Raw genomic sequence first — 25,248 nt, forward strand, 5'->3', positions numbered from 1 at the left:
ACTCATCTCCTCATCGCAATGGTTTGGACCGTCATCTCATCCTCGTCCTGCGTAATCCTGACATCCACCTGATATGCTCTCTGGATCCGTATAAGATCAGTCATCGCCGTTAATAGATTCGTATTGGATCTTTCCAGCATCGCGCTCTTAATGACGCCAAATCCGTCTTTCCCAGGGACCCCTGCAGTCGCCTCGCCCGAGGCTTCGGTTGCAAAAAAGACATTGTTTCCAGCCTGTTCTAAGCCATCGGAATTCGTAAAGCGGAAAACAGAAATCTTGCCCAGGGTGACGATGTTGCTCTGGTTTTTCTCTTCCCCAGTAAGGACAGTCGTATCCGCATTTTCTGCCGCTGTCCGTACGCCATAGATGGTACCATCGCTGTTAACACTGATGTCCGTCACATTGTCCGGAACTGTCACCTTCGGTTCAAGCAGCATGCCTTCGTTGTTAACCAGGTTTCCGGCAGCATCGACACCGAAAACCCCTGACCGTGTATAGCCAAGCTTTCCGTCCGCGGTTTTCACCCGAAAAAATCCATCTCCGTAGATCACGAGGTCCAAAGGATTCCCGGTACCCACCAGAGACCCTTGAGTAAAATTGATGCGGTTTCCATCGTATTGATTGATGTGAATTACCGGATTTTGCGTCACAGGCATACCGCCGTACTGTGCCATCGTATTACTTCTGTCTTGAACGTCGTAACACTCTTCGATGGACAGCAGCTGCTCCTTGAAACCTGTCGTGCTGGCATTGGCCAGATTGCTGCCAATTATATCGATACGATCCTGAAGCGTTTGCAAGTATTCCGTTGACAACTTCATCGTTCGCAATCTCCTTTACCGCTTAATAGTTCTCCGTCAACGACAAATATCCTTCATTCTTAGCTGCGTTTCAGGTTGATCAGTTCTTCAAGCAGGGTGTCGGAAACTGTAATTACTCTGGAGTTAGCCTGAAAGCCGCGCTGGGTTACAATCATGTCCGTGAACTCCTGGGAAAGGTCAACGTTGGACATTTCAAGGTATGATGTCATGATATCGCCCTTGTCGCCACTGCCTGCAACCCCGAGTTCAACGTCACCTGAGTTGTTGCTTTGTGTATAGAAGTTGTTCCCCTCATAATTCAGTCCGCCTTCATTGTTGAACGTAGCAAGGGCCAGCTTAAACATTTCACGGCTGACAGAATTGCCCGTTACATCCGTGAAGACTCCGGTAACGACGCCTTTGGAATCAATCCCGTAGCTTTCCAGCGTATAATCAGTACCACCGATCTGATACGTCTCTCCCTGCTGAATAATGATATCGGACAACGTGGTCATATCATAATCGGTTGTTGAAGGAAAATGATCATTCGTATTATCAGCTAATGCATAATCTCCATTCAGATACCCTTGGACTTTCGCTCCTGTGTTCGTATCGACCAGCATACCGTTTTCATCAAGATCAAAATTTCCGGTTCGGGTATAATAGGTGTTTGGCCCAATCTCAACAACAAACATTCCTTCTCCCTGGATCATCATATCTGTCGGTTTGCCGGTATAGGAAGAGCTTCCCTGCGTCATAATCTTATCGACGGATCCAAGCACGCTGCCGAGACCTATTGTAATGCCATTGGTCCCCCCTATCGTTGCTGTTGAAGGATTGCCCGCAGTGGCTAGGCTTGGAGCTGAAGCTCCTTGGGAAGCCTGCCCGAGCATTGTCGCAAAACTGGCTCTTTCTCTTTTATATCCACTCGTGTTGACATTGGCGATATTGTTACCAATCACGTCCATCGCGGTCTGGTGATTTCTTAAACCCGTAATTGCGGAATATAGTGAACGCATCATAAGGCGTTTCCTCCTGTTAGTTCAATTTTATTCAAAAGTTGTTCTGATCAAACGCATTTTCTTTGTTTTTTGCTTACGGTGCAGTAGTGGAGCCTTTGATCTCTGTAATATCCTCTAAAGACAATTCAGCGTCCCCGACCACCAGGGCCAGCGAACCATCGGACCATTTTACCGAAGTGACCGTTCCGCTCTGCGATGCTCCAGCACTGTCAGTCCAGGTTACCTGTTTGCCGATCATGGCCGCTCCCTGAGTCAGAAGAGACTGGCTGTTCAAAGTAACCAGGCTTTCTTTCAGTTCCGTCATGGCTGTTGACATGTTCGAGAGCTGCTCGAGGGAACTGAACTGGGCAAGCTGGGCAACGAACTGGGTATTATCTGTCGGAGACATCGGATCCTGGTTTTGCAGCTGAGCAATCAAAAGTTGAAGAAAGGCCTGTTTATCCAAGGTAGCACCGTCAGTACTGCTGGTGCTGACGTTTGTGGCTGTATCCGGAGTTGTGCCGGTTACATTATAAACGCTTGTCATGATTTCCTCCTCGTTTCAGACACTGACATTAATTCTATTACCCTGTATATTTGAAGTCAGGTAAGACGTAAATACCGGTAACATCGTGCTTGCTTCTTCTTGAAAAGTTAAGGCTGTTTCCTGACTGCGGTAGTTATTCCTGTCCTGTGAAGACTGCTGGCCATTCTGGCGGTAACCCATTTCAAGGGTTCCGCACGAAACGCCGATCTGCGCCAGGCCGTTCCGCAAATCCTGCAGATTGTTCTGAAGCAACGATCCCGTAGCTTGTTCAGAAGCATTGATAATCAGATGCAGTTGCCCATTTTCAAGCTTCATGGATACATTCAGCTTCCCAAGGTCCTGCGGCTGCAACTGAATGGAGAGTTCCTTAATCTCCTGAGAATTCAGATCCTGTTTGTTCAGGATGCCCAGAACCTGGTCCCAAACCGCACCTGGATTGAGCAATCCTGCCTTGACACTGCTTACATCAATCGCCGAACTGGCAAGAGTACCATCAGTCCTGTTTCCTGAAACCAGTATCTGGTTCGGATCTGTTGAGCTGTCCATCAAATAGTTTTGAGAGTTGTTTCCCGAAGAAGATGAATTCTGCTTGTTTTCTGCAGAATCGTCCGCCGCTGTAACGCCGCTCAGGCTATTCTGAGTGGTTGTCTCCTGGGCTGTTGCGGCAGAATTGTCCGCTCCGTTCTTATCTTGAATCAGAGACAATTTGTCAGTCAGCCAGTTGAGCAGCTTCGCATTCGTATCCAAAGGTTCTGTTGCTTGATTATTCTGGTTTTTTTGTGAAACAATCTTCCCAGAGAGCTCTTTTAAATATCCTAATATATCATCCAACTCCGCTGGATCGAGAGAATCGGCCGTCGAACCAGAAATCCCTTTAAGTCCGAAAGCCTGCAGGTAGTTCCCGAGGTGTAAACCTTCGCCATTGGTCATAGTCTTATTGGCTTGCCCTGCGCCCGAGGAAAGAACTTCTTCCAAGGCTTGTCCGAGCATCATCCAGGCAGCATCGTTTCCTTTCAGTGCTAAACCTGATACCAGGGAACTATTTTGATCTCCATTTGATCCGGAAGTGGCCTCCATGCCAGCCGGAAATAGGTTTTGAAGAATTTGCAGATACGTGCTCAGTTCCGAAACAGTCCCGTCAGAAATGGTGACTTCTCCTGAATCGGAATCCGGACCGGCTTCCGCCAATTCTCCAAGAATTTGTTTATCAGCCTTGTTGGAAGGATTCAATTTCTGCATAAAAAGCGCAAACAGAAGGTTGTTCTGGTCAATGCCCTTACCTTCTTTTCCTGCTGCAGAATCAGTTTTTGTTCCTTCAACATTTACAGGCGTCAAAACATTCGCTACATTCATCCTTTCACCTCCTGTATACTGTTATTTAATATATCGGCGAACTTTGACCCGAACTTTAGTTTCTGCCAAATAAAAAAACCATTTTGTCCTCCAAAATGGTTTAGAAAATATTCTTTTTCTGTCTTCCCAGATAGCCTCGTAATCGTAAGATGGCCTGAGAATGAATTTGTGAGATCCGTGATTCTGATAAATTCATCACCGCCGATATCTCTTTTAAAGTCAGTTCTTCCCGATAATATAAAGCGACCACCAGCTTCTCTTTCTCCGATAATCTCTCAATGGCTTCCGTCAAAATCTGTTTCTGTTCCTCTTTTTCGATCTGGCCAAACGAATCCTGTGAGCTCGGGTCAATAATCAGATCAAGAGGTGAACTGGTGATGTCCTCGTTATCGTTGGAATTGACATCTTCAAGCGACACGAGTGTCATATACTGTCCCTGCAGCAGGGTGGCATTCAATTCCTCAACGGAAATATCGAGGTGCCGAGCTGCTTCTTCCAGGGTTGGGCTGCGTCCGAGTTGGTTTTCCAGCCGGGCATAACCCTGCGTAACCTGCTTGACCTTCTGGCGCGCTGAATGCGGAACCCAATCCATCGTTCTTAATCCATCAATAATCGAACCTCTGATTCGTAACGTTGCATACGTTTCAAATTTTACGCCGCGAGAAGGGTCAAATCTTTGAAGCGCATCCAGCAAGCCAAATACGCCGTAACCAAATAAGTCCTCCTGATCAATATGTTCTGGCAGAGACATGGCCAGCCGGCCTGCAATCCTTTTCACGAGCGGCAAGAATTTCTCTAAATGCTCTTCTGTCCATACAGCTTGTTTGGGTGTATCATATTGTCCTTTATACATGCAGTATACACCTCCTTACTGATCATCGCCCCAACCCATTTTTCTGACAATCTCCGCTCTGGCCGCGGCATCCGGTAAATGATCCATGATCTGGTTGTTGATTTGGCCCGGAACCCGTTTTTTTAGCGACAGAAGGCTCTCTGCAGGCTGCCCCGTCTTATTCGGGGCGTTCTCGTCCTGACTTTCAGTATCCCCAAGGAAGATATCAATTTTGGAAGGTGTTTTTTCTTCTTTGACCGGAGGAGAGGCCTTGTTCCATAACAGAATAAGCCCTTTGCCCAAAAGATAAATAAATAAAAAAGCCAGCACGGTTCGTAGTATGATAGCAGGATAACGATAACCGTTGAATATGGAGAATACCAGAACGATTCCGGCGCTGATAACTGATAATCCAAATGCGTTTTTTTCAAGTATTTTTTCTGGCTCTGCCATCAGATCACCTTTTCCCCATGGTTAATGGTCCTCACATGCAAATCGCCGGATTGAATGTCAAAAGTGATCGTTCGCCCGAAGTTGCCGCCAACATCGTGGACGAGCAGCGGAATCCCGGACTTTTTTAATTCCTGTTCCACTGACTGGGCGTTGCGCTCCCCAATTTTCAAGAGCGGTGCCTTATTCCCAAACGAAAACATCTGAGCCCCACCGGCCATTTTGGCTTTGAGTCTCGATTTTATAACCCCAAGCTTAAACATTTCCTCGAGCATCATGGTCAGGCATGTATCGGCATACTTCATCGGATTGCCCTGAAGGCTCTCCAAAGAATTGGGAAGCATGATATGGGCCATTCCCCCAATCTGGGATAACGAATCATAAACACATACCCCGATACACGAACCCAGGCCTGCCGTCATCAGCTTGTCAGGAGCCTTTTCCACTTTGTAATCAGCCATTCCTACAATGATTGTCTTGCTCATATACCAAATACTCCCAATAATTTATCAAGAGAACCTTTACTCGGAATAAAGAAAAATTTCCCTTCCACTTCTTTAACCCCGGATAATTTCGTATCAATGATTAAAACGTCGTCATCGATTATTCCTTCTTCCAGCAGGACACCGTCAATAATCGCGCCGACCATGTCAATGGCCATGGCCGGAATTGACGGATGCAGGAGGACTCCGGAAAACTTGGACAATGCGATGATGAAGGAACTGACCAGAATATTTCCGACTTCCTGCAGCGCCGACTGCGCCATTTCGTCACTGAAGATATCCGGACGTTCCGGAAGTGAAAGCAGTTTTTGGGCTATGACCCTGGCACTTTCAATCGGGAGGACAAAAATAGCCTTTCCGGGTGCGTCCCCCTCGACTTTCAGATAAAGGGCCACCTGGACGGTATCGTATTCACCGAGCGCCTCGCCGAGTTTTTCGAGCGGGACAAGCCATACTTTCGGCACGGACATGTCTATTCTTGCCTGCAGCAGTTTAGAAAGTGATGTTGCCGCATGCCCGGAACCTATATTTCCAATTTCCTTTAAAGCTTCCAGCCTGATTGCAGATATCTCCATGTTCAAACCAGTCCTTTCTTACGCATTTCTCGTTGCAGCTCAAACACATAGGTAATAATTTTATCACGCGTTTTTTCAGAAATCTCATAAAACTCCGCAGAAACCAGATAAGAATCTTTTTCTTCTTCTTTCATGCAGCGAACGACAATTGCCGGAATCTGCATCGGCGTATCCCCGATGACAGGCTCCACCAAAACCGGTGTCTTTTCAGGTATGGATTCTCTAGCGTGAAAAAGCAAACCGCCGCCACTCAAATCATGCATAAATCCTTTCTGCTCTATCCCTAAACCGTTTCTCTCCACTATCCTGTATTGGAGAGGCCTAACCACCTGGACTCTGACATATTTTCTTCTTTGAACTTTGGATATTTTCTCGGGAAATTCGATGATAAACGTTGGAATAGGAACAGAAAACCTTTTGATCAGGACGGTCGAAAAGGAATACGCCGACAGGTCGTCGACAAATACCACTTCCAGCTGTGTTCCCTCTCGAAGCGGAATAAACTGGCCGCCAGCGACCGGTACCCCGATGGTTATGATTTTTTGCCCAACCTCTTCTACCCTGGTCTTATATCTGCCCTGATATTCTCCTTCAGGGACAACAATTTGGACACTTAAGCCTTCATATATTTTGTCTTTATAAAGCATCTTCATCACTCCCCAAATAGCTCTGACCAGGCTAGTCACATCGTTTGATGTCTGACGTTATCTTAATTCATTATTTCAATTTTAGTAGAGAAGAAATAAATCCTCTGATTCCGCTGCTTTGAGTCGGAGGCTGCATATATACGCCTGCAACATTTCCGGCGATCCATTGCACGCAGCGATAGGCATAACTATCAGGATCCGATAACCCGACCGGCTTCTGTTCCATCACGGAACGTCCGACTGATGGGTCGTCGTAAACCCATCCCAATAAACTGATGGGCATACCCAAAAACTTCGTAACCGCATGCTCCAGTCTTTCATAGGCCTGCTTGGCTTCTGCCTCACTCTTAACCCGATTCACCACAATGTTGAGATTCACTTTCCCGGTCGGACTTTTAATTGATTTGATCAGTCCATAAGCATCGGTCATGGAAGGCGGCTCCGGCGTCAGAACGAGAATGACATCATCCGCCGCGCTGATAAAGTTCAGTACGGTATGTCCTAAACCCGCTCCGGTATCAATCAGTAGAATATCTGCCATTTTTTCAAGGCGGCCAAGATTAACAAGAACATTTTTCAGCTGTCCTCTGTCCAAATTTGCGAGCTCTACCATTCCAGATGCTCCAGGCAATACTTTGATTCCTTTGCCAATCGGGTAAAGAATATCTTCAATTCTTTTTTCGCCAGTCAGCAGGTGTTTAATATTGTATTTCGGCGTGATCCCAAAAGCTACATCGACATTGGCCAGTCCAAGATCTCCGTCGAGAATAATCACCCTGTAATTGTATTCAGTCAGAGCAAGCGCCAAGTTCACCACAAAACTGGTCTTGCCCACACCGCCTTTGCCGCTGCTGACTGCAATGACCCGCATATTTCTTGGCATTGCAACTTCTCTTTCACTCGCCATCTGCCTGAGTATACTTGCTTGGTCATGCATATAGATTATCCTCCCCAAGAACGTACCGGGTTAGTTTCTCGGATGTAGCTGCATCAATATCATCCGGAACATTCTGTCCGTTTGTTAAATATGCAACAGGCAAATTGGTCTTTGCCAGGAGATCAAGTATGGAACCGAGAGAAAAGCTCTCATCCAGCTTTGTTAAGATCAGATGCGTGGATAACCCATTGAACCTTTCGTAGACTTTCATCTGGTCTGTCAGATTGGTCGTGACACTCATGACAAGCATTGTCAGGTCAGGTTTGGCCTTGTCCAAAAAAGCTTCCAGTTCATCCATATGAAGGTCGTGCTGTGGACTGCGTCCGGCTGTGTCAATAAAAATAAGTTCTTTGTCGGCATGGATATCAATCGCTTCCTTCAACCCTTCCGGCGTCATGACGACTTCAACGGGAACACCGATGATTTCTCCGAAAGTTCTGAGCTGTTCGACCGCCGCTACTCTGAATGTGTCGGCAGTCACCAGTGCCACCTTTCTTCTTTCAATGATACTGAAACCGGCTGCAAGCTTCCCAATGGTTGTTGTTTTCCCGACTCCGGTGGGTCCTACCATCGCGACCACTAGTGTCCTGGATTTGCTAGGCCTGATAACCTCGGTATTTGAACATAACCTTTCTACTTGATTTTTCAAAAGTTCAAATACTTTTGCATTGTTTTTCCACTGGTCTTCGGCAAGATCGTTTCTGATAGGTTCGAGCAGCTCAGCGGCAGTCTCTCTGCTGGCACCTCTGTCCGTCAGAAAATTAACCCAGTGGGAGTAGGGTTTGGATTCAGCACTGCTGCTTAAGTCCCCTTTGGTGATATGCCCTTTGATTTCTTTTAGAATATTGTGCATCTGTTTGATTTCGGACTGGGCATCATCGGAAATACTCTGCTCTCTAGTGTTTTCATTTTCTTTTTCTCTGTAAGCTTCATAGGCCTTTTTTATCGCATCCGTATTAACGACTTTGACAGGTTCATCCTCCGCTGGCTTCATCGCGGCATAATTTTGCTGTCTTTCTTCAATCGCTGCGGTAATTTCCACTTTTGTACGCGCAAAAAAGCCCAGGAATCCTCCTTCTTTAATCTGACGGGTCTGCAGAATCACTGCCTCCGGCCCAAGCTCCCGTTTAATCTTCCCCATTGTATCTGCCACATTGTCACCGACGAACCGTTTCACCCTCATTAATCCAACACCACCATTCCAAGAGCCTGAACCTCTATTCCCTGTACAAGTTCATTATAAGACAGGATGACCAGGTGAGGAAGCTGACGCTCTGTCATTCTTTTTAAACTTATCCTGACCACAGGAGCACACAACATTACGGGATTGTGTCCCTGCAGCATAATTTTTTCTACTTGAGCGCCTATCCTTTTTAAGAGCTTCTGTATGACATTCGGATCAATATTCACGTAACTGCCGAAGTCCGAGGGGCGAAGATTATCCAAAATCATCTGCTCAATCTTGGGCTCAAGCGTAATTACCGGCAATTTTTTTTGAGGATTCAGGAAGGGCTGTACGATCTGGCGGGCCAAATTCTGCCGGACATATTCGGTGAGCCTGTCAATATCTTTTGTCAAAGGAGCACAATCAGCAAGCGTTTCCAGGATCGTCACCAGATCTTTAACCGATACTCTTTCCCGCAGCAGGTTGCTGAGTACCTTCTGAACCTGCCCTATACTAAGCAGGTCGGGAATAAGCTCTTCGACAACTGCCGGCGACTGTTCCTTGGCATGATCAATTAATTTCTTCACATCCTGCCGGCTAATAATCTCATGGGCATGTGTTTTTAGAACTTCCGTCAGATGGGTGGCGAGTACAGTCGGTGCATCGACCACGGTATACCCGGAAAGTTCAGCCTGCTCTCTGACCGACGCGTTAATCCATTTGGCATCAAGACCAAAGGCCGGTTCTTTTGTCGGAATGCCCTGGATGGAATCATCCTCAATCCCCCCACTGAAGGCCAGGTAATGATCGGTCATCAATTCCCCGGAAGCAACCTCGGCGCCTTTCAGTTTGATCGTATACTGATTCGGCTGTAGATTCATATTATCCCTGACCCTGATCACCGGAACGATAAATCCGAGTTCCCCGGCCAGCTGCCTGCGGATCAGAATAATCCTGTCCAGAAGGTCCCCGCCCTGACCGGCGTCAACCAGCGGAATCAGCGCATAGCCGATTTCCAGTTCCATATGATCAATTCCAAGCATATTCATTACATTTTCAGGCTTTTTGGTCTCGTCAATATCGCTTCTAACTGCTGCCTCCGATTCTTTCTTGGCTGCCTGAGCAGTGTTGCGCTGAAGGTAGTAACCCATTCCGGCTGTAGCGGTGGCGAACATCAGCATCGGTACCTGAGGCATGCCAAAAATTGCAAGAGCTACCAATACCCCAGAAGTAATATAAAGCGCCTTTGGAGTCCTGAACAGCTGTTTGGCCAGATCCTGCCCGAGGTTACTATCTGATGCAGCTCGGGTTACGATAAGGCCAGTAGCGGTTGAAATCAGCAGCGCCGGGATCTGGGTTACCAGACCGTCTCCGATCGTCAGCAGCGTGTAGGTGTATAGAGCGTCGGTGACCGCCATACCCTTGGTTACCATCCCGATAATAAAGCCGCCGATAATGTTAATTAGCAGGATAATGATTGCCGCAATGGCATCCCCTTTGACAAACTTGCTAGCGCCGTCCATCGCACCGTAAAAATCTGCTTCCTGCTGGATATGCAGTCTTCGGGCTCTAGCTTCCTGATCCGTGATGATGCCGGCGTTCAGGTCGGCATCGATGCTCATCTGTTTCCCGGGCATTGCATCCAGGGTAAAGCGGGCCCCAACTTCGGATACGCGTTCCGCACCTTTGGTGATGACCAGAAACTGTACCACGACCAGGATACAGAACACAATAAAGCCAACAATCGGATTTCCCTGGATGACAAACTCTCCAAACTGCTGAATGACCTGCCCCGCCTCAGCCTCGAGTAAAATCAGTTTCGTCGTGGAAAGATTCAGGGCAAGTCGGAACAGTGTCATGGTCAGCAGCAAAGAAGGCAGTACGGAAAACTCCAGTGGATCCTTTGTAAAGACAGCCAGCAGAAGAATCAGAACTGATCCAGTAATGTTTAAGGTAATAAGAAAATCAAGCCAGCCTGCGGGTACGCCAATGACCATGACAACAATAATGCCGACAATGCTGATGGCTGCGATAATATCCGTATTTCTTGCTAATCTGCCCGCGCGAGTTGTCGTGGCCATGATGCAGTATCCTCCTGTTTCTTAATTCAGTGTTTTGCGATGATGATATTAGATCTATTCAAAAAAAGCTTTTGGGGTAGGTCTCCGTAATATATAGCCGCTTTCGGCCGTTGCATCCTCCTTGACGCAAAAGGCCGCGCTTCGCACTCCATGCTCCGCTGACGCTGGCTATATATTACGGAGACTTATCTCTGACGCTATCTTTGTTTGGGTATTTCTCCAAGAAGAATGCTGCTTGCGTATTCTCATAGCTTGGAATGGATCTACAAACACAATACTCTTCAAATAACTACTAAGCTGATTAGAAAGCATAAACAATCTTCGGGATAAGACTTACATAAGCAATCATAAGATCAGTCTGGGGGCCACAGTTCCGCTGTGAGCGGAGCAGGATTGCGTAGCGCGGCCTTTTGTGCTATGGATGGCACAACGGCCGAAAAGCGGTATTGTGGCCCACAGACTTGCCCTAACATAATGGTTTTGTATATACAAGAAGTTAAGTCAACAAGTAATTTTACATGCAGTGCTAGTCCTCTACGCGGAATAGGATCGTCTCTTTTTGTTAAGACGGAAGACAAACGCTAGGACTTCGGCGACTGCCTTGTATAATTCCCTTGGCACGGACTGCCCAAGCTCAACCTGGGAATAAAGCGTTCTGGCCAAAGGCTTGTTTTCCATAATCACAATGTTGTTTTCCTCGGCGACCGCCCTGATTCTTAAAGCTATTTCATTCTGCCCTTTGGCGACGACATAGGGAGCAGGATATTTGGCTGTATCATACTTCAGGGCGACTGCATAATGTGTCGGGTTCGTAATAACAACATCGGCCTGCTTGAGATCCTCCATCATTCTGCGCATGGCCATCATGCGCTGGCGTTTCTTAATCTGGCTCTTAATGAGCGGATCTCCCTCAGTCTGTTTATATTCTTCTTTGATTTCTTCTTGGGACATTCTGAGGTTTTTCTCATAGTCCCACCATTGATAAAGGAAATCGGCAAATGCAATAACCAGAAAGGCCAGCGCTATTTTCCAGGCCATTTCAAACAACAACCCGCTTAGGAAAATGAGGGACTGACCAACTTCTGCTCCTTGCAGTGCCGAAAATACATCAATGTTTTTTCGAATGACATCGATAAGAAAATAACCAATCACCAGCACTTTGAACAAGGACTTAACCAAATTGACCAGGGCCTTTAGACCAAACATTCTTTTGACCCCTTCAACAGGACTCATTCTTGAGAATTTCGGGATCATAGGCTCGGTAATGAACACCGGCCCCGTTTGCAGAAAATTTACGGCAAAGGCGATCACCAGCGCGGCAGCAAATACCGGAGCCAGGATCAGCAGGCACTGCCAGGAAACATCGATGACAACCTTCCAGAGGGACTGAACATTCCAGTCCACGGAGAGACTTGCTGTATACGTAAAAATGTTAGCTAACCTTTGAAACACATATGGCAGCCATATTTTCAGCAAACCGATAATTGCCAGAAGCATTACCGCCGAAGTCAGTTCCTGACTTTTAAGTATCTGGCCTTTTTTACGAGCGTCCTGCTTTTTCTTGGGAGTCGCCGGGAACCTTTTCTCAGCTATACACTCCACCCCCTGAACAGTTCAAAAATCCACTGCATCGTAATATCGAAAACTCTTGATACCGTATCTCCAAAGAAAGCAATCATCAAATACAGCATGGCCAAGCCAAAAATGATCTTTACCGGGAATATCACGGAAAACATATTCAGCTGCGGTACGATCTTCGCTAAAAGGCCGACACCGACATCCGCCAGTAATATGGCGCCAAAGACCGGCATTGCAATCTGCAGCGATAAACTTAAGACCTTCCCGGTAATTTCAATAAAAAATTCTGCGCCATAGTTCACCCCGGCAGGATTAATCGGCAAAAACTCATAACTTTTGGTCACCGCAGCGATGATATAGTAATGGGAGTTTGTGGCCAGAAGCAGCATCGTTGCAATCATAGCCAGGAAACTTCCCGTCATCGGACTTTGCATACCGTTGATCGGATCGACAACATTCCCAGTCATAAACCCGAGCTGAAAATCAATCAGTTGCCCAGCTCCCTGCATGACCATGGAAAGCAAGTTGATAATGAATCCTATCGTAAGGCCCAGAAGCGTCTCCTTCACCAGTATCCCAATCAAAGGGAGCAATTCATTCGGTATGACAGGGTTTTGGGCTTGAATCAGTGGGTATACTACAACGGACAGTCCTGCGGCGAGACCAAGTCTTATCATCGCCGGAACGCCTTTTGCGCCGAACACCGGAGCAAGCATGACCATTCCTGCCCAGCGGGAAAAGATAAGCATGAATAAAGTAAGATTCCACTGTAAGTAATCAGACAGGTTCAAGTTACTTCCTCCATTGGGCTGCTTTTAATACCGGGCATATGTGGCAATCTCAGTAAAGAGCGTTGCCGTGTAAGTGGTCATGACATTTAGCATCCAGGGACCCAAGATAAGCAGAATCACGGCAACTCCCAATAATTTTGGAATAAAAGACAGCGTTTGCTCCTGTATTTGCGTCATGGCCTGGAAAATACTCACAATAAGACCGATAAGCAAGCTTACCGCCAGGACCGGTCCGCCAACAATGACTGCGATCGCTATTGCTTCTTTGGCCATAGCAAGAATTTGATTTTCAGACATTCCATTTCACCTCTGGCAAATTTCTTGGAAATCCATTTAACTGAAACTTGAAACCAGAGACTTCACCACCAATGACCATCCGTCAACCAGAACAAACAGTAATATCTTGAACGGCAGGGAAATCATCATCGGAGGCAGCATCATCATCCCCATCGACATCAGCGTACTCGATACAACCATATCGATAATAATAAAAGGAATAAAAATCGCAAAACCCATCTGGAAAGCCGTCTTTAATTCACTAATGACAAAAGCCGGGATTAAAACATACGTCGGGATATCCCCATACGTTTTGGGCTGCTCAATTTTTGCCATATTCACAAACAACGCCAGATCTTTTTCTCTGGTTTGTTTAAACATAAACGTTCGCAACGGCTGTTGGGCTTTGTCCAGGGCTTCCTCCTTCGTTATCTGGCTTTGCAGGTAAGGCTGAAGCGCATTGGTATTGATTTCGTTGAACGTTGGCATCATGACAAAAAAAGTAAGAAATAAGGAAAGTCCGATAATGACTTGGGTAGGGGGCAGCGTTTGTGTTCCCAGCGCATTACGGACAAAAGATAAAACGACAACAATCCGGGTGAAAGAAGTCATTAATACCAGAATAGCCGGTGCAAAGGAAAGGATAGTAACAAGTAAAAGGATCTGAACCGCTGAGCCAGTCTGCCCTACATCAAGTGTTATGTTCATTTTTTCTCCTCCTTGAGATAGTACTCAAGTTCAGCAGAGAACGATTCATTCTTTTGCTTCCTTCTTAACCTCTTCCAGATGCCGGACATCCATCTGTCCATTTTTTCCTGCGGTTGTCGGGCAATTTCTTCAAGAATTTCAGCAGCAACATCAAGATCGTCAATCTCGGCCACCTTTGTGATATGATGATCCGTCCCGCCAAGCACCTGAATCTTACCGGCAATTTCGACCAAATACAGGGTCTGTTGGCCGTTTAAGACCTGCCGGTCAAGGACTCTTACCCACGGAGACTGAATATTGCGCACCGAAAAGCGGTTCAGACGTTTCATCAGCCATAAGGCCACGACGAGAATAATCAGAAAGACGACAATCATCCCGATCAGACCGGCCCAGGAAAAAGGTTCCGTTGCGGTTGTCGCTGATGCTGCAGCTTCTGAAGCACCCGGATAAGGCTGATTTTCATATCCGTTCATGGCTATTTCAGCGCCTTGGCGATCGCTTCAAGTACTCTTTCCGCTTGGAAGGGTTTGACAATAAAATCTTTTGCTCCGGACTGGATAGCTTCAATAACCATGGCCTGCTGACCCATTGCACTACACATGATGACTTTGGCCTGCGGATCCTTGGTTCTGATCTCTTTCACAGCCTGAAGCCCATCCATTTCGGGCATTGTAATGTCCATAACCGTGATATCCGGTTTCAATTCCATGTATTTGTCGACACCAACCATCCCGTTTTCTGCCTCACCGACAACCTGATAGCCATTATTGACCAGGATATCTTTGAGCATCATTCTCATAAATGCGGCGTCATCAACAAGCAAAACTGTTTTACCCACTACTCTTCCTCCTCGTATAATTGATTTAGTTCCACCCCACGAGTCCAAAAAACTAATGGAACGTGGGGTATTTAAATGACCATAGAAAACTGGAAATTCAGTTAGTATGGTTAACATCAACAAGATGCGCGCAGGATAACGCATACTCCATGTACTGATCGTGCCTGTGGGCAGTGTGGACAAGTCAACCCCAAAGCATACTTCAAATTCAACTTGTCCAAAGCCTGTTGGGAAAGCTCTTTTAAGACAGACCCCAAAGTGCTTTTCCACAGGATGGCACTGCCCACAGGCTCAGGATGAGGAATACTTGATTTTGGGAAGGGGGTGCGGGGGAAACCCTTTTTGTTAGAGACTCTTTTGATGACTAACAAATGGCTTTTCCCCTTTAAAGGAACACACTTTCACTAAAAAGATTCCTCAGATCGTTCTTTAACAAAATAGTATTTAAGTTTGTTGGGATTTCAGGCAAAATGGTACCGTGAGGTTCGTTCTGGCAAGGCCTTCTCCTCCTTGAGGCTTTGACCTCTTTATTAAGTCTGACTGCCAGCCCACAATTTGAACTTTTAACTCGAAGGTTGCACAGCTTAAAGGGAATCCCCTCCGATGGTAGCAGATCGGCTGGATCCAAGGTCTTTTTAAGACAAGTGCTGATTCGGCGAGGTTGTTGACCTGTTGTGGTGCCTGGTCCCAACGTTAATCTTACACATTCTTCGGCTCAGAAAGTGAGGTGATTTTACTTGAGTTTATTTGTCGGTATTGATGTGAGTTCCAGTGATTTTAAAGTGCGAATCTTAGATGAGCGGGGTAATGAACCGGTAAAAAAACTGCGGGCTTTGAATGATCAGCCTGGTTGTGAGCAAGTTACCCGATATCTCTCTGAAGCCTGCGCTAAAGAGAATGAGGACCGGCTGGTTATTGGTTTAGAGGCCACTTCCGTGTACAGTTGGCCGTTACAAATGTTCTTGGCGGAAGACCCTTGTTTAGCACCTTTACAGCCCCAAATCTATTCCTTTAACCCCAAGGTCGTTGCTAATTTCAAGAAAGCTTATGTGGACCTTCCGAAGAACGACTGGATTGATGCCTGGGTCATTGCCGAACGTTTACGCTTCGGCCGGCTCCCAGAAGGCTCTCAGGTTGATTTCCGCTACTTACCATTACAGCGCCTCACTCGCTTTCGTTGTCATATGATTGAGATGATCTCCAGAGAGAAGAACTATTTTCTCACGAACTTGTTCTTGAAGTTTAGCACGCTTGCCCAAGGTACGGTTTTTAGCAACACTTTCGGCGCTACTTCTGAATCCTTGACACTTGAGTTTTTTTCTCCAGAAGAGGTTGCGGCTCGACCGCTTGATGAACTGATTGATTTCCTCATGGAGAAAGGAAAAAGTCATTTCGAGGATCCAGAAGCCAAAGCCAGAGAGTTGAAGGAAGCCGCCCGCAAGGCCCATCGACTACGTGGAAGCCTATTGCAACCCATTAACCTTATCCTGGCCACGAGCATCGAAACCATCCACACTTTAGAGAAGCAGGTAAAGAAAATCGATAAGGCGATCGAAGCAGAAATCAGGCATTTCTCTAATACGCTCATTACCGTTCCCGGTATTGGCCCAGTGCTTTCAGCTGGTATTATTGCTGAGATTGGAGACATCCGTCGTTTTCCAAATGAAGGAGCCTTAGCAAAGTTTATTGGGTTAACCTGGCGTTCTCACCAGTCAGGTGATTTTACAGCCGATGACACACCCTTAACCCGAACCGGCAACACCTACTTGCGCAGTTATATCATCCAGGCTGCTAATTTAGTACGCCAAAAGGAACCGGAGTACAAAGCCTTCTACCACGTAAATTCTCGGAAAGTAAGACTCACCATCATCGCCGTGCTCTAGTGCTTACTGCACGTAAACTCGTCCGTATGGTTGATGCTCTGCTACGCAGCAACCAAATCTATATGCCACATGGCAATAGGGGGAATGCAAACTAAGCATGAACTACGATAATTGAAATCCCATTTTTGTAACTTTTTCCCATATCTTTTTGGGAATGAGATGGTTTCTTATTGTCTTTTTTACCCACTGATTATTAACTTACTGAAAAATTGACTCGCTTAGGGTCTTGACATATTACCGAAGGACTTGATCTAGTTTAATGTGTCGATTCTTTCATTTGGATTCACAATTTCTGTGATACGGATTCCAAAGGTCTCGTTGATTACGACAACCTCGCACTTGGCGATAAGTTTGCCGTTAACAATCATATCGACCGGCTCGCCTGCCAGGCGGTCAAGTTCAACGACGGATCCGGGACCCAAATCCAGGATTTCCTTGATCGTTTTTATTGCTTTACCGAGCTCAACATTGACCTGGAGCGGAACATCATAAATCAGTCCTAGATTGCTTGGCAGACCTGCGAGCCCCCCCGAAGAAAGCGGTGCAAACTGCGCCGGCTGCACAAAGGTCGGTTGAACTCTCTGGGAAGGGAAATCCACAGGCGGCTGCCATATTGTCTCCATCGGCGAAGGTGGCGGAGCCTGCGACTTCGGTATCTGTGGCTCAGGCTGTACAGACATGGCTGGTGCAGTGTATTGGGGCTCCGGCACTGTCTCCTGTACCGGCGAGGTATACATCTGTCCCAGAAGCCTGTCGGCCATGCCTTTGGCAACTTCAAACGGGAGCACCTGAATCAGAACGCTGTCAATGATTCCTTCTATGATCATTCTAAAAGAAACTCTGATCAATGGTTCATCGGCATTCAGATTCTTGCTTAACTCATAAACCTCATTCTCCTCCTCCGCTACGATGACGCGGGGAGGCGTGATGTCCACAACCGAATTGAACATCGTAGACATGGATGTGGCTGCCGATCCCATCATTTGATTCATGGCCTCTGAGATACCGCTTAACTGGATATCAGATAGTTCATTTGTCGGACTCTTGCCGGTCCCCCCCATCATCAGATCCACAATAATGGAACCGTCTTCGCGGGAAAGAACCAGCATATTGGATCCTTCAATCCCTTTTTTATATTTGACATCAATGAGAACATGCGGCACAGGATAATCTTCAAATATTTTCTGCGCTGTGGTCAGGTCAACTTTTGGAGCAGTTATCTCTACGCGCTTTCCGACAAGTTGAGATAAAGTTGTTGCCGCTGTCCCCATCGATATATTCGCAATTTCCCCCATGGCGTCTTTTTCCATATCGGTAAGCTGAATCGTCTGGCTGCTACCTGAAACAGGCTCGTCGGCCTCTTGGGAATTGATATCCATCGAGCCGGACAGCAAGGCATCTATCTCCTCCTGCGAAAGCATTCCGTTACCCATCCTCATTCCCCCCTTTTTTAATGACATTAGTAATCTGCACTGCCATTCTGTTTCCGAATAAACCAGGCATTCCTCTGAATTTGATGTATTCTCCGACGTAGACAGCGAGAGGATCCTTGATGCCCTGATTCAGAGGGATCACGTCCCCCCGTTCCAGGTTGATCAGATCCTGTATGGTAATCTGGGCTTTGCCGATAATGGCTTTCATCGGTACTCTGGCCCATTCAATCTTTTGCCGGATCAACTCTCTTTCCTCAGGGGATATGACCTTCCCTCCCGAAGAAAACAGCAGCAGATTATTTAATTTTTCTAAAATTGGTTTCATAACAATATAAGGAAGACAAACATTGATCATCCCAGACTGCTCTTCAATCTTCACCTCCATGGTCACAACAACCACCATTTCGTTTGAAGCAACAATCTGCGTAAACTGGGAATTTGTCTCCACATTAATTAGCTGAGGATTACCTTCAAAAATTTCAGCCCAGGCTTCCCCCATTAACTGAACAATCTTGCTGAGCCGGCTGACAATAATCTTACGTTCGATTTCCGTCAAATCACGGTTTTTAGCCGGTTCCATCCCATGTCCGCCGAGCAGTCTGTCCACCAGAATGAAGGCCAGTGAAGGACTGAGCTCGAGCAGACCATTTCCTTCCAGCGGCGGCATGCTGAAAATTCCAAGGATTGTCGGATAGGGCAGAGAACGGCTAAATTCATCATAAGTTACCTGCTCTGTAGACAGCACTTTGGCATCTACAGCAGTGTGCATGTTCCCAGCCAGAAAAGTCGCCAGTGAGCGGCAAAAATTTTCATGGATATTCAGCAAGGAGTTCAACTGTCCTTTGGAAAACTTGTTGGGCCTTTTAAAATCATAAACTTTAATTTTATGAGGGCTGGACATTTTTATGGTTTCTTCATCAACTGAGCCGTCTGATAATGCATTTAGCAAAGCATCGATTTCCGCCTGGGATAATACTTCACCCATCCAATCCCTCCTCCTTTTAAACCATTTGAGATTTGTTAATCATAAATGAAATTTTTGAACAATACTTCTTTGATCTGGTCACCGCAGACATTATTCAGCTCGGTCAGCAGCTCCTCTTTGAGTTTTTCACGTCCTTCATTTGTCCGAATATCGTCAATTCCTTTCGAACCAATCACGGAAATGATACGGTCTCTCAAGAATATCTCTTTTGCAGTAATCTTCTCTTGAGATTTCTTGTTCACGCCTTCCAGCACAATATTCGTCTTTACCATTCCACCTCCGTCGAGGTTGATCATGAATTCGTCTTTCATTTCAATCAGCGGTCCGACTTCCTCCGTAACTTTTTCGACCTGTGCGGTGCCAGAACTGGAACCCGGGAAGATTTTATCTTTAGCAATCGTGCCGCCTACGCCAAGCCCTGCTCCGATAACAATAAAGATAAGGGGTACAATAATTCTTTTAATTTTCATTACCACGGGTTCCTCCTCTGAATTCTGGATGGCAGCGTCTTCGAAATTCTGCAATCCTTTCGATGAGCTCATCAATGGATTCTTTGACGACGTATTTCTTTTCAGTGGTCAGTGTAATGACCGTGTCGGGAGTAGCCTCCGCCGTCTCAATCAAATCGGGGTTTATTGTAAATTCTTTGTTGTTCAGTCTTGTCAAATAAATCACATCAATCCTCCTGTCATTTCCAGCCTCTGAGGTTCTGGGCAATTTCATCAATCTCAGATTGTTCTTTTTTTAATTTTGTCATATAAAAAAGTCTTATTTTTTTTTCTTTAAGCCTTTTGTATTTTTCTGTTTTAATTCGGCATTCCAGCAGCTTTTCCCTTTGTTTTTCGACCCGAATATTTTGTTCTTCGACTTCTTTTTCTCGCTTCAGCAAAATATTCTTTTGATCACAACAGTATCTTTGCCAGAGGTTCAGTATCTGCGGCTCTTCAAGACAAGCTATTTTTTGTTTCTCGAAGGCCTTGTTCAAAAGCTGCGTTTGGAGATCTCTTTGTTCAGTCAAGTTGTGCAGCGTTCTGAGCTCCTGCGCCAGTAACCCCTGCTCGATGTCCATATCCTGCTCGGCAAGCCGCAGAGAAGCCTCCAAACGGAATTTGAAAGGCATCACTTATCGCCCTCTTCAAAAACATTTTTCATGAAGCTCAGCATTTCGGCAAAACAGCATTTTTCATCCGTATTCTGACAGACGAAAGCGCGTATCTTTTCATGATGCTTGATAGCCTGGTCAATCCGACTGCTGCTTCCCGCCACATAGGCACCGATGTCAATCAAGTCCTTGGCTTCGTGATAGACTGCGAGATGCTCCCGGATTTTCCCGGCGAGTTCCCTGACCTGCGGATCCGCAACATCGCTCATTAAGCGGCTGATGGATTGCAGGATGTCGATGGACGGATAATGGTTTTTCGACGCCAGTTCCCTGGTCAGAACAATATGGCCGTCCAGTATTCCCCTTACAGCATCCGCAATCGGTTCATTATGGTCATCACCGTCAACAAGGACGGTATAGATCCCTGTAATACTGCCTTTTTCGGATAGACCAACCCTTTCCAACAGTTTTGGCAGCATGGCAAATACCGACGGAGGATATCCCCTGGTTGCCGGAGGTTCTCCGACTGTTAAGCCTATCTCCCGCTGGGCCATCGCGAAACGGGTCACGGAGTCCATCATGAACAGCACATTTTTACCTTTGTCGCGGAAATATTCGGCGACTGCAGTTGCCGTGAAGGCGGCTTTCATTCTGACGAGAGCAGGTTGGTCGGATGTCGCGACAACGATCACAGACCGGGATAGACCCTCTTCTCCAAGGTCTTTCTCCATAAAATCCCGCAATTCCCGTCCGCGTTCCCCAACGAGCGCAATCACGTTCACATCGGCTTCCGAATTCCGGGCCATCATCCCCAAAAGGGTGCTTTTACCGACACCTGATCCGGCAAATATCCCCATTCTCTGGCCTCTGCCCATTGTCAGCAGCCCGTCGATGCCTCTAACCCCAACGTTAAGAGGCTCACAAATACGCGGTCTGAACAGCGCACTGGGTGGCTTATTATGAAGCGGATACGATTGATCCGTATTCAAAGGTCTGCCATCAAGCGGCTGACCAAGCCCGTCAAGGATTCTGCCCAGCAATTCAGGCCCGACTTTGACATTCAGCGTTTCATCCTGGGGGATCACCTTATCGCCCGGGGCTACACCTTCCAACTCCCCGAGAGGCATAAGCAGTGTTTTTGTTCCTCTGAAGCCAGCGACCTCAGCAGGGATCGCTTTGGAGTTTGAAGCCATAATATGGCAGTATTTTCCGACGCTGGCCCTCGGGCCATCCGCTTCAACCAAAAGGCCGCTGATTTTAGAGACTAATCCCCGGGCCGAAATAGGCTCGTATTGTTCAATTTTCTGGGCCAGCGCCTTCCAGTCGGCCATACTTCAACTCCTCCTTGAGGTATTTCTCTATCTTTTCCAGCTGCAGTTCGATCCGGGCATCAAATATTCCCTCGGAACATTCCAAAAATGCATCTCCGGCCTTGAGCGTTTCATCGACAATGACCGGATAACCAGGTTTGTACTCAGCCGGGAGATCTTTATACCAATCCCAATCTTTACTGGACAGATGAATTTTTATGCTCTGTTTGTCACTGGGCAGCAGGGTAAGATTCTTGATGATGCCCAAAAGAATTTCAGGATCGATGTCCAATGAGGTATGAATAATTCTGCTGCAAATCTTCAGGCAAAGGTCTGACAGTTCCCTGTCTGCTTTATTTAATTCATCCGCCAGGATCTTTTGAGCCATCTCCAGATAGTTTCTGGCCTGCTGGGTAATCACGTCGGCCTGAGACTGAGCTTCTTCAAGCCCCTTATTATAACCTTCCGTGAAAGCGACAGGTGCAATCTCGCTTTTGACTTTTTCCTGATACTCGACGGTTAAAGCTTCGCTTTCCTTCCGAGCATTTTCAATGATTTCAGCCGATGTTTTTTGGGCTTCGGCAATCAGCTCATCGGCTTCAGCCCTAGCTTTCGCCAGGATATCGGAGACCTCCGGTCCCCAGTCTTCCTCTGCAATCGAAGCCGTTTCAGTCACACACTGCTCCATGACCGTACGGTCCTCAGTAACGGACAGCACGGCCAAGGCAGACGAAGTATCGTAAACATTCGTCCTATTTCTGTATTTCTCCGGATCAGGTGACTCCAGAATACGTGGAGAAGTAATTTCAATGACTTTGCTCTTCAGAACTGAGGTTTTAGTAGATAATTTCATCTGCACCACCTCTGGAGATCACAATCGCTCCAGCTTCTTCCAGCTTACGAATTACTTTGACAATCTTCTGCTGGGCCTCTTCAACTTCACGCAGCCGAACGGGGCCCATAAACTGCATATCTTCCTTCAGCATACCGGCAGACCTGCTGGACATATTCGTGAGAATCTTCTGCGTGACATCTTCGTTGGAACCTTTCAGGGCCAAGGCAAGGTCCTTGGTTTCAACTTCACGCAGCACCAGCTGAACAGAACGATCGTCAAGCAGGATGACATCATCAAACACAAACATCTGCCGCTTAATCTGTTCGGCGAGATCCGGATCATCCATTTCCAGAACATCCATGACGGTTTTTAACGTACCAGGATCTGCCCTGTTAAGCATATCAACGACAGACTGCATCCCGCCTGAAGATGTATAATCGGTCGGGGCAAGATTGGAGATTTTGTTTTCAAGGACCTTCTCAATTTCTTTCAGCACTTCCGGGCTTGTTCTTCCCATCAGGGCAATCCTTTTTGTTACTTCAGCCTGCAGATCCTGAGGCAGACTCGCTAAAATCGTAGCTGCTTTATCCGGCGGAAGGTGAGTCATAATTAAAGAAATTGTTTGCGGATGCTCGCCTTGGATAAAAGAAAACAGCTGTTTAGGATCCGTGCGGCGGACAATGTCAAACGGACGCATCTTCAAAGAAGAGGACAAGCGTCCAATAATATCAAATGCTCTTTGCTGTCCCAAAGCCCTTTCTAATACATCCCTGGCATATTCAATGCCGCCTTGCGCAATGTAATTGCTGGCCAGACACATTTTATGAAATTCATCAATGACCGAGTCTCTCTGTTCCTCAGACACCTTGCGCATATTAGACATTTCCAACGTAAGCTGTTCGATCTCCGGCTCCGAAAGAAATTTAATGATCTCCGAAGATCTTTCCGGACCCAAGGTAATCAGTAGTACTGCTGCTTTTTGTAATCCCGTAAAAATTCCGCTGCTCATCCTTATTGCTCCTCAGTCAGCCAAGTTTTGACTAATCTTGCCACATCATCCGGATTTTCCACCGTATATTTTTCGACTTCTTGACGGATCTTCTCTTTTTCAATTTCTTCCGTAGTTTTTGCTTTCTTCCGTGCAAGTTTCAAGTCGGCTTGACGTTCGGCCTCAATCTGCGACGCCAGGATCTGCTCAGCTTCCTGCAGCGTGACAAATCTCGATCCATCTGCCATATTCATCGACTCGATCGCCAATTCTTTCTTTTTCGATCTGGACCGTAAGAATGCAATCAGAAGAGCAATCGCCAGCAGCACACCTCCGCCAATCTCCGCATACAGTAGAATTTGAGCCTTGCGGGCGGCTTCTTCTATCGCCGCCTGCTCTTCAAGCGCCGTCGTCTTTTCAAAAGGCAGTCTGGCCGCCTCAATCACATCACCGCGATCCTGATTATAACCGACCGCGGAAGAAACAATATTTTTGATATTATCAAGCTGTTCATCCGTCACACTGTCCGAATCCGCCAGAACAGATACGGTCAGTCTTTTGATTTGCCCGGGACTTACGACCGTTTCTTCCTGGGTCATGCTTGGCTGGAAATTCTCCGTCAAACTGTTTTTTTCTGAAGTCGAAGTTGTGCCGTTCTGTCCGGTGACAGGATATCCGGGCACATTGGTTTCTGTCCCTGCAACACCGCCGTTAGAAGAAGTATTACTACTTTTCTCTGTGACTTCCTGACGGCTGGTAACAGCCCCGGTTTCATTTTTCTGACTGGTAATCTTTTTTTGATCAAAGTCAATGGTAGCATTCGCTCTGACAATCGTTGTACCGGCCCCAAATACTTTATCCAGCATCGTTTGCACGGAATTCTGAATGTCATTTTCATATGTTTGCTGAACCTGAAGCTGGGTCGCGGATAATTTTTGCGGGGAAGTGCTGCTCCCGAGAATGTCGGATAAGACATTGCCATCGGTATCAACAATCGTCACTTTATCAATACTAAGTCCTTCGACCGAATAAGATAAAAGATTTGCGATTGCCCTAACCTTATCTTCCGACATCTCCTTTCCGTATTTTCGTTTGATCGTTACAGCAGCGGTTGTGTCTTTCTGTTGTTCGGAGAACAGCGCGTCTTCCGGCATAACAATATGAACCCTTGCATATTCCACACCGTCAAGCGTTCCAATCGTTTGTTCCAGTTCAGTCTGCAATCCCAATACATACCTCAGTTTACGGTCTTCGTCAGTTTCACCGATTCTCATCTGATTCAGATAATCAAAACTGAACTTGCTTTCACTGGGCAGGGCTTGATTGGCTAGCTGCAACCGGACTTCTGCAACATCCTTTTGAGGAACCTCGATAGTTGAACCCCCATCCGCCAGTTGATATTCAACATTCAATCCTTTGAGTGCCTCCGTGATCGCTCCGGCTTCCGTAGTTTCCAAATTAGAAAACAGAACCGTATACTGAGGACGGCTTGCCCAAAAGATAAGGCTGATCAAAGCAGTCGCAACAATAACCGGTGCGGCCACTAGAATAATCCTTTGCGGGCTGGTCAGTTTTTCCCAAAAATTACGTACAGCATTCAGTATTTCCGTTAAGGAAAAATTCAACTACC

General features: G+C 46.6%; 27 protein-coding genes and 1 pseudogene. 1 reads left to right on the forward strand and 27 read right to left on the reverse strand.

Annotation, left to right across the window (positions count from 1 at the left end):
- Positions 1 to 2: 2 nt before the first annotated feature.
- The 18 genes from DHBDCA_RS07315 to DHBDCA_RS07400 form a co-directional block, all read right to left on the reverse strand.
- Positions 3 to 821, reverse strand: coding sequence for a flagellar hook-basal body protein (locus tag DHBDCA_RS07315; RefSeq protein WP_015043571.1), 819 nt, complete (start codon positions 819 to 821; stop codon positions 3 to 5).
- Between the two features lie 59 nt (positions 822 to 880).
- A complete protein-coding gene (locus DHBDCA_RS07320; RefSeq protein WP_015043572.1) occupies positions 881 to 1,822 on the reverse strand; it encodes a flagellar hook-basal body complex protein in 942 nt (313 codons plus the stop codon).
- A 73-nt stretch (positions 1,823 to 1,895) separates the two neighbouring features.
- Positions 1,896 to 2,348, reverse strand: a complete 453-nt coding sequence (locus DHBDCA_RS07325; protein ID WP_015043573.1) for a flagellar hook capping FlgD N-terminal domain-containing protein — start codon at positions 2,346 to 2,348, stop codon at positions 1,896 to 1,898.
- Between the two features lie 15 nt (positions 2,349 to 2,363).
- Complete coding sequence (locus DHBDCA_RS07330; protein WP_015043574.1) at positions 2,364 to 3,701, reverse strand: flagellar hook-length control protein FliK; 1,338 nt, start codon at positions 3,699 to 3,701, stop codon at positions 2,364 to 2,366.
- Between the two features lie 100 nt (positions 3,702 to 3,801).
- Entirely contained in the window at positions 3,802 to 4,554 is a 753-nt protein-coding gene (locus DHBDCA_RS07335; RefSeq protein ID WP_015043575.1) for a FliA/WhiG family RNA polymerase sigma factor, read from the reverse strand.
- A gap of 15 nt (positions 4,555 to 4,569) precedes the next feature.
- On the reverse strand, positions 4,570 to 4,986 hold the full coding sequence (locus tag DHBDCA_RS07340; protein WP_015043576.1) for a hypothetical protein: 417 nt from the start codon (positions 4,984 to 4,986) through the stop codon (positions 4,570 to 4,572).
- Positions 4,986 to 5,468 carry a chemotaxis protein CheD gene (locus tag DHBDCA_RS07345; protein WP_015043577.1) on the reverse strand — a complete coding sequence of 161 codons (483 nt, stop codon included), beginning with the start codon at positions 5,466 to 5,468 and terminating at the stop codon, positions 4,986 to 4,988. The genes DHBDCA_RS07340 and DHBDCA_RS07345 overlap by 1 nt, the downstream gene beginning before the upstream one ends.
- Positions 5,465 to 6,061, reverse strand: a complete 597-nt coding sequence (locus DHBDCA_RS07350; protein ID WP_015043578.1) for a chemotaxis protein CheC — start codon at positions 6,059 to 6,061, stop codon at positions 5,465 to 5,467. Before DHBDCA_RS07350 ends, DHBDCA_RS07345 begins: the two co-directional genes overlap by 4 nt.
- A gap of 2 nt (positions 6,062 to 6,063) precedes the next feature.
- Positions 6,064 to 6,708 (reverse strand): flagellar brake protein, encoded by a 645-nt coding sequence (locus tag DHBDCA_RS07355; protein ID WP_015043579.1) that lies wholly within the window; start codon positions 6,706 to 6,708, stop codon positions 6,064 to 6,066.
- 70 nt (positions 6,709 to 6,778) lie between these two features.
- Positions 6,779 to 7,645, reverse strand: a complete 867-nt coding sequence (locus DHBDCA_RS07360) for a MinD/ParA family protein (protein WP_015043580.1) — start codon at positions 7,643 to 7,645, stop codon at positions 6,779 to 6,781.
- On the reverse strand, positions 7,638 to 8,828 hold the full coding sequence (gene flhF / locus DHBDCA_RS07365; protein ID WP_015043581.1) for a flagellar biosynthesis protein FlhF: 1,191 nt from the start codon (positions 8,826 to 8,828) through the stop codon (positions 7,638 to 7,640). Before flhF ends, DHBDCA_RS07360 begins: the two co-directional genes overlap by 8 nt.
- Positions 8,828 to 10,891 carry a flagellar biosynthesis protein FlhA gene (gene flhA, locus DHBDCA_RS07370; protein ID WP_015043582.1) on the reverse strand — a complete coding sequence of 688 codons (2,064 nt, stop codon included), beginning with the start codon at positions 10,889 to 10,891 and terminating at the stop codon, positions 8,828 to 8,830. Before flhA ends, flhF begins: the two co-directional genes overlap by 1 nt.
- Before the next feature lie 534 nt (positions 10,892 to 11,425).
- Positions 11,426 to 12,493, reverse strand: a complete 1,068-nt coding sequence (flhB, locus tag DHBDCA_RS07375; RefSeq protein ID WP_015043583.1) for a flagellar biosynthesis protein FlhB — start codon at positions 12,491 to 12,493, stop codon at positions 11,426 to 11,428.
- Positions 12,481 to 13,260, reverse strand: a complete 780-nt coding sequence (fliR, locus tag DHBDCA_RS07380) for a flagellar biosynthetic protein FliR (RefSeq protein WP_015043584.1) — start codon at positions 13,258 to 13,260, stop codon at positions 12,481 to 12,483. Before fliR ends, flhB begins: the two co-directional genes overlap by 13 nt.
- A 24-nt stretch (positions 13,261 to 13,284) precedes the next feature.
- Positions 13,285 to 13,557, reverse strand: coding sequence for a flagellar biosynthesis protein FliQ (gene fliQ, locus DHBDCA_RS07385; RefSeq protein WP_015043585.1), 273 nt, complete (start codon positions 13,555 to 13,557; stop codon positions 13,285 to 13,287).
- 36 nt (positions 13,558 to 13,593) lie between these two features.
- Positions 13,594 to 14,244 (reverse strand): flagellar type III secretion system pore protein FliP, encoded by a 651-nt coding sequence (fliP, locus tag DHBDCA_RS07390; protein WP_015043586.1) that lies wholly within the window; start codon positions 14,242 to 14,244, stop codon positions 13,594 to 13,596.
- Positions 14,241 to 14,717 (reverse strand): FliO/MopB family protein, encoded by a 477-nt coding sequence (locus DHBDCA_RS07395; RefSeq protein ID WP_015043587.1) that lies wholly within the window; start codon positions 14,715 to 14,717, stop codon positions 14,241 to 14,243. Before DHBDCA_RS07395 ends, fliP begins: the two co-directional genes overlap by 4 nt.
- A 2-nt stretch (positions 14,718 to 14,719) precedes the next feature.
- The gene (locus tag DHBDCA_RS07400) at positions 14,720 to 15,082 is read right to left on the reverse strand and encodes a response regulator (RefSeq protein WP_015043588.1); all 363 of its coding nucleotides are present in this window, start codon (positions 15,080 to 15,082) and stop codon (positions 14,720 to 14,722) included.
- A gap of 737 nt (positions 15,083 to 15,819) precedes the next feature.
- Between DHBDCA_RS07400 and DHBDCA_RS07405 the strand changes: the two are divergent.
- A pseudogene (locus DHBDCA_RS07405) lies at positions 15,820 to 17,060 on the forward strand (IS110 family transposase).
- Between the two features lie 156 nt (positions 17,061 to 17,216).
- Here DHBDCA_RS07405 and fliY read toward each other — a convergent pair.
- The 9 genes from fliY to fliF are packed head-to-tail and all read right to left on the reverse strand — an operon-like array spanning position 17,217 to position 25,243.
- Positions 17,217 to 18,398 carry a flagellar motor switch phosphatase FliY gene (gene fliY / locus DHBDCA_RS07410; RefSeq protein ID WP_015043590.1) on the reverse strand — a complete coding sequence of 394 codons (1,182 nt, stop codon included), beginning with the start codon at positions 18,396 to 18,398 and terminating at the stop codon, positions 17,217 to 17,219.
- On the reverse strand, positions 18,391 to 19,383 hold the full coding sequence (gene fliM, locus DHBDCA_RS07415) for a flagellar motor switch protein FliM (protein WP_015043591.1): 993 nt from the start codon (positions 19,381 to 19,383) through the stop codon (positions 18,391 to 18,393). The genes fliY and fliM overlap by 8 nt, the downstream gene beginning before the upstream one ends.
- Positions 19,384 to 19,418: 35 nt before the next feature.
- A complete protein-coding gene (locus DHBDCA_RS07420; protein WP_015043592.1) occupies positions 19,419 to 19,853 on the reverse strand; it encodes a flagellar basal body-associated FliL family protein in 435 nt (144 codons plus the stop codon).
- Positions 19,843 to 20,058, reverse strand: a complete 216-nt coding sequence (locus DHBDCA_RS07425) for a flagellar FlbD family protein (RefSeq protein WP_015043593.1) — start codon at positions 20,056 to 20,058, stop codon at positions 19,843 to 19,845. Before DHBDCA_RS07425 ends, DHBDCA_RS07420 begins: the two co-directional genes overlap by 11 nt.
- 13 nt (positions 20,059 to 20,071) lie before the next feature.
- Positions 20,072 to 20,503 carry a flagellar FliJ family protein gene (locus DHBDCA_RS07430; RefSeq protein ID WP_015043594.1) on the reverse strand — a complete coding sequence of 144 codons (432 nt, stop codon included), beginning with the start codon at positions 20,501 to 20,503 and terminating at the stop codon, positions 20,072 to 20,074.
- Positions 20,503 to 21,816, reverse strand: coding sequence for a flagellar protein export ATPase FliI (gene fliI, locus DHBDCA_RS07435; protein ID WP_015043595.1), 1,314 nt, complete (start codon positions 21,814 to 21,816; stop codon positions 20,503 to 20,505). Before fliI ends, DHBDCA_RS07430 begins: the two co-directional genes overlap by 1 nt.
- Complete coding sequence (locus DHBDCA_RS07440) at positions 21,782 to 22,648, reverse strand: FliH/SctL family protein (protein WP_015043596.1); 867 nt, start codon at positions 22,646 to 22,648, stop codon at positions 21,782 to 21,784. Before DHBDCA_RS07440 ends, fliI begins: the two co-directional genes overlap by 35 nt.
- A complete protein-coding gene (gene fliG / locus DHBDCA_RS07445; RefSeq protein WP_015043597.1) occupies positions 22,632 to 23,639 on the reverse strand; it encodes a flagellar motor switch protein FliG in 1,008 nt (335 codons plus the stop codon). Before fliG ends, DHBDCA_RS07440 begins: the two co-directional genes overlap by 17 nt.
- A gap of 2 nt (positions 23,640 to 23,641) precedes the next feature.
- Positions 23,642 to 25,243, reverse strand: a complete 1,602-nt coding sequence (gene fliF, locus DHBDCA_RS07450) for a flagellar basal-body MS-ring/collar protein FliF (protein WP_015043598.1) — start codon at positions 25,241 to 25,243, stop codon at positions 23,642 to 23,644.
- Between the last annotated feature and the right edge of the window lie 5 nt (positions 25,244 to 25,248).

This window comes from Dehalobacter sp. DCA (assembly GCF_000305775.1).
Taxonomy (GTDB): domain Bacteria; phylum Bacillota; class Desulfitobacteriia; order Desulfitobacteriales; family Syntrophobotulaceae; genus Dehalobacter; species Dehalobacter alkaniphilus.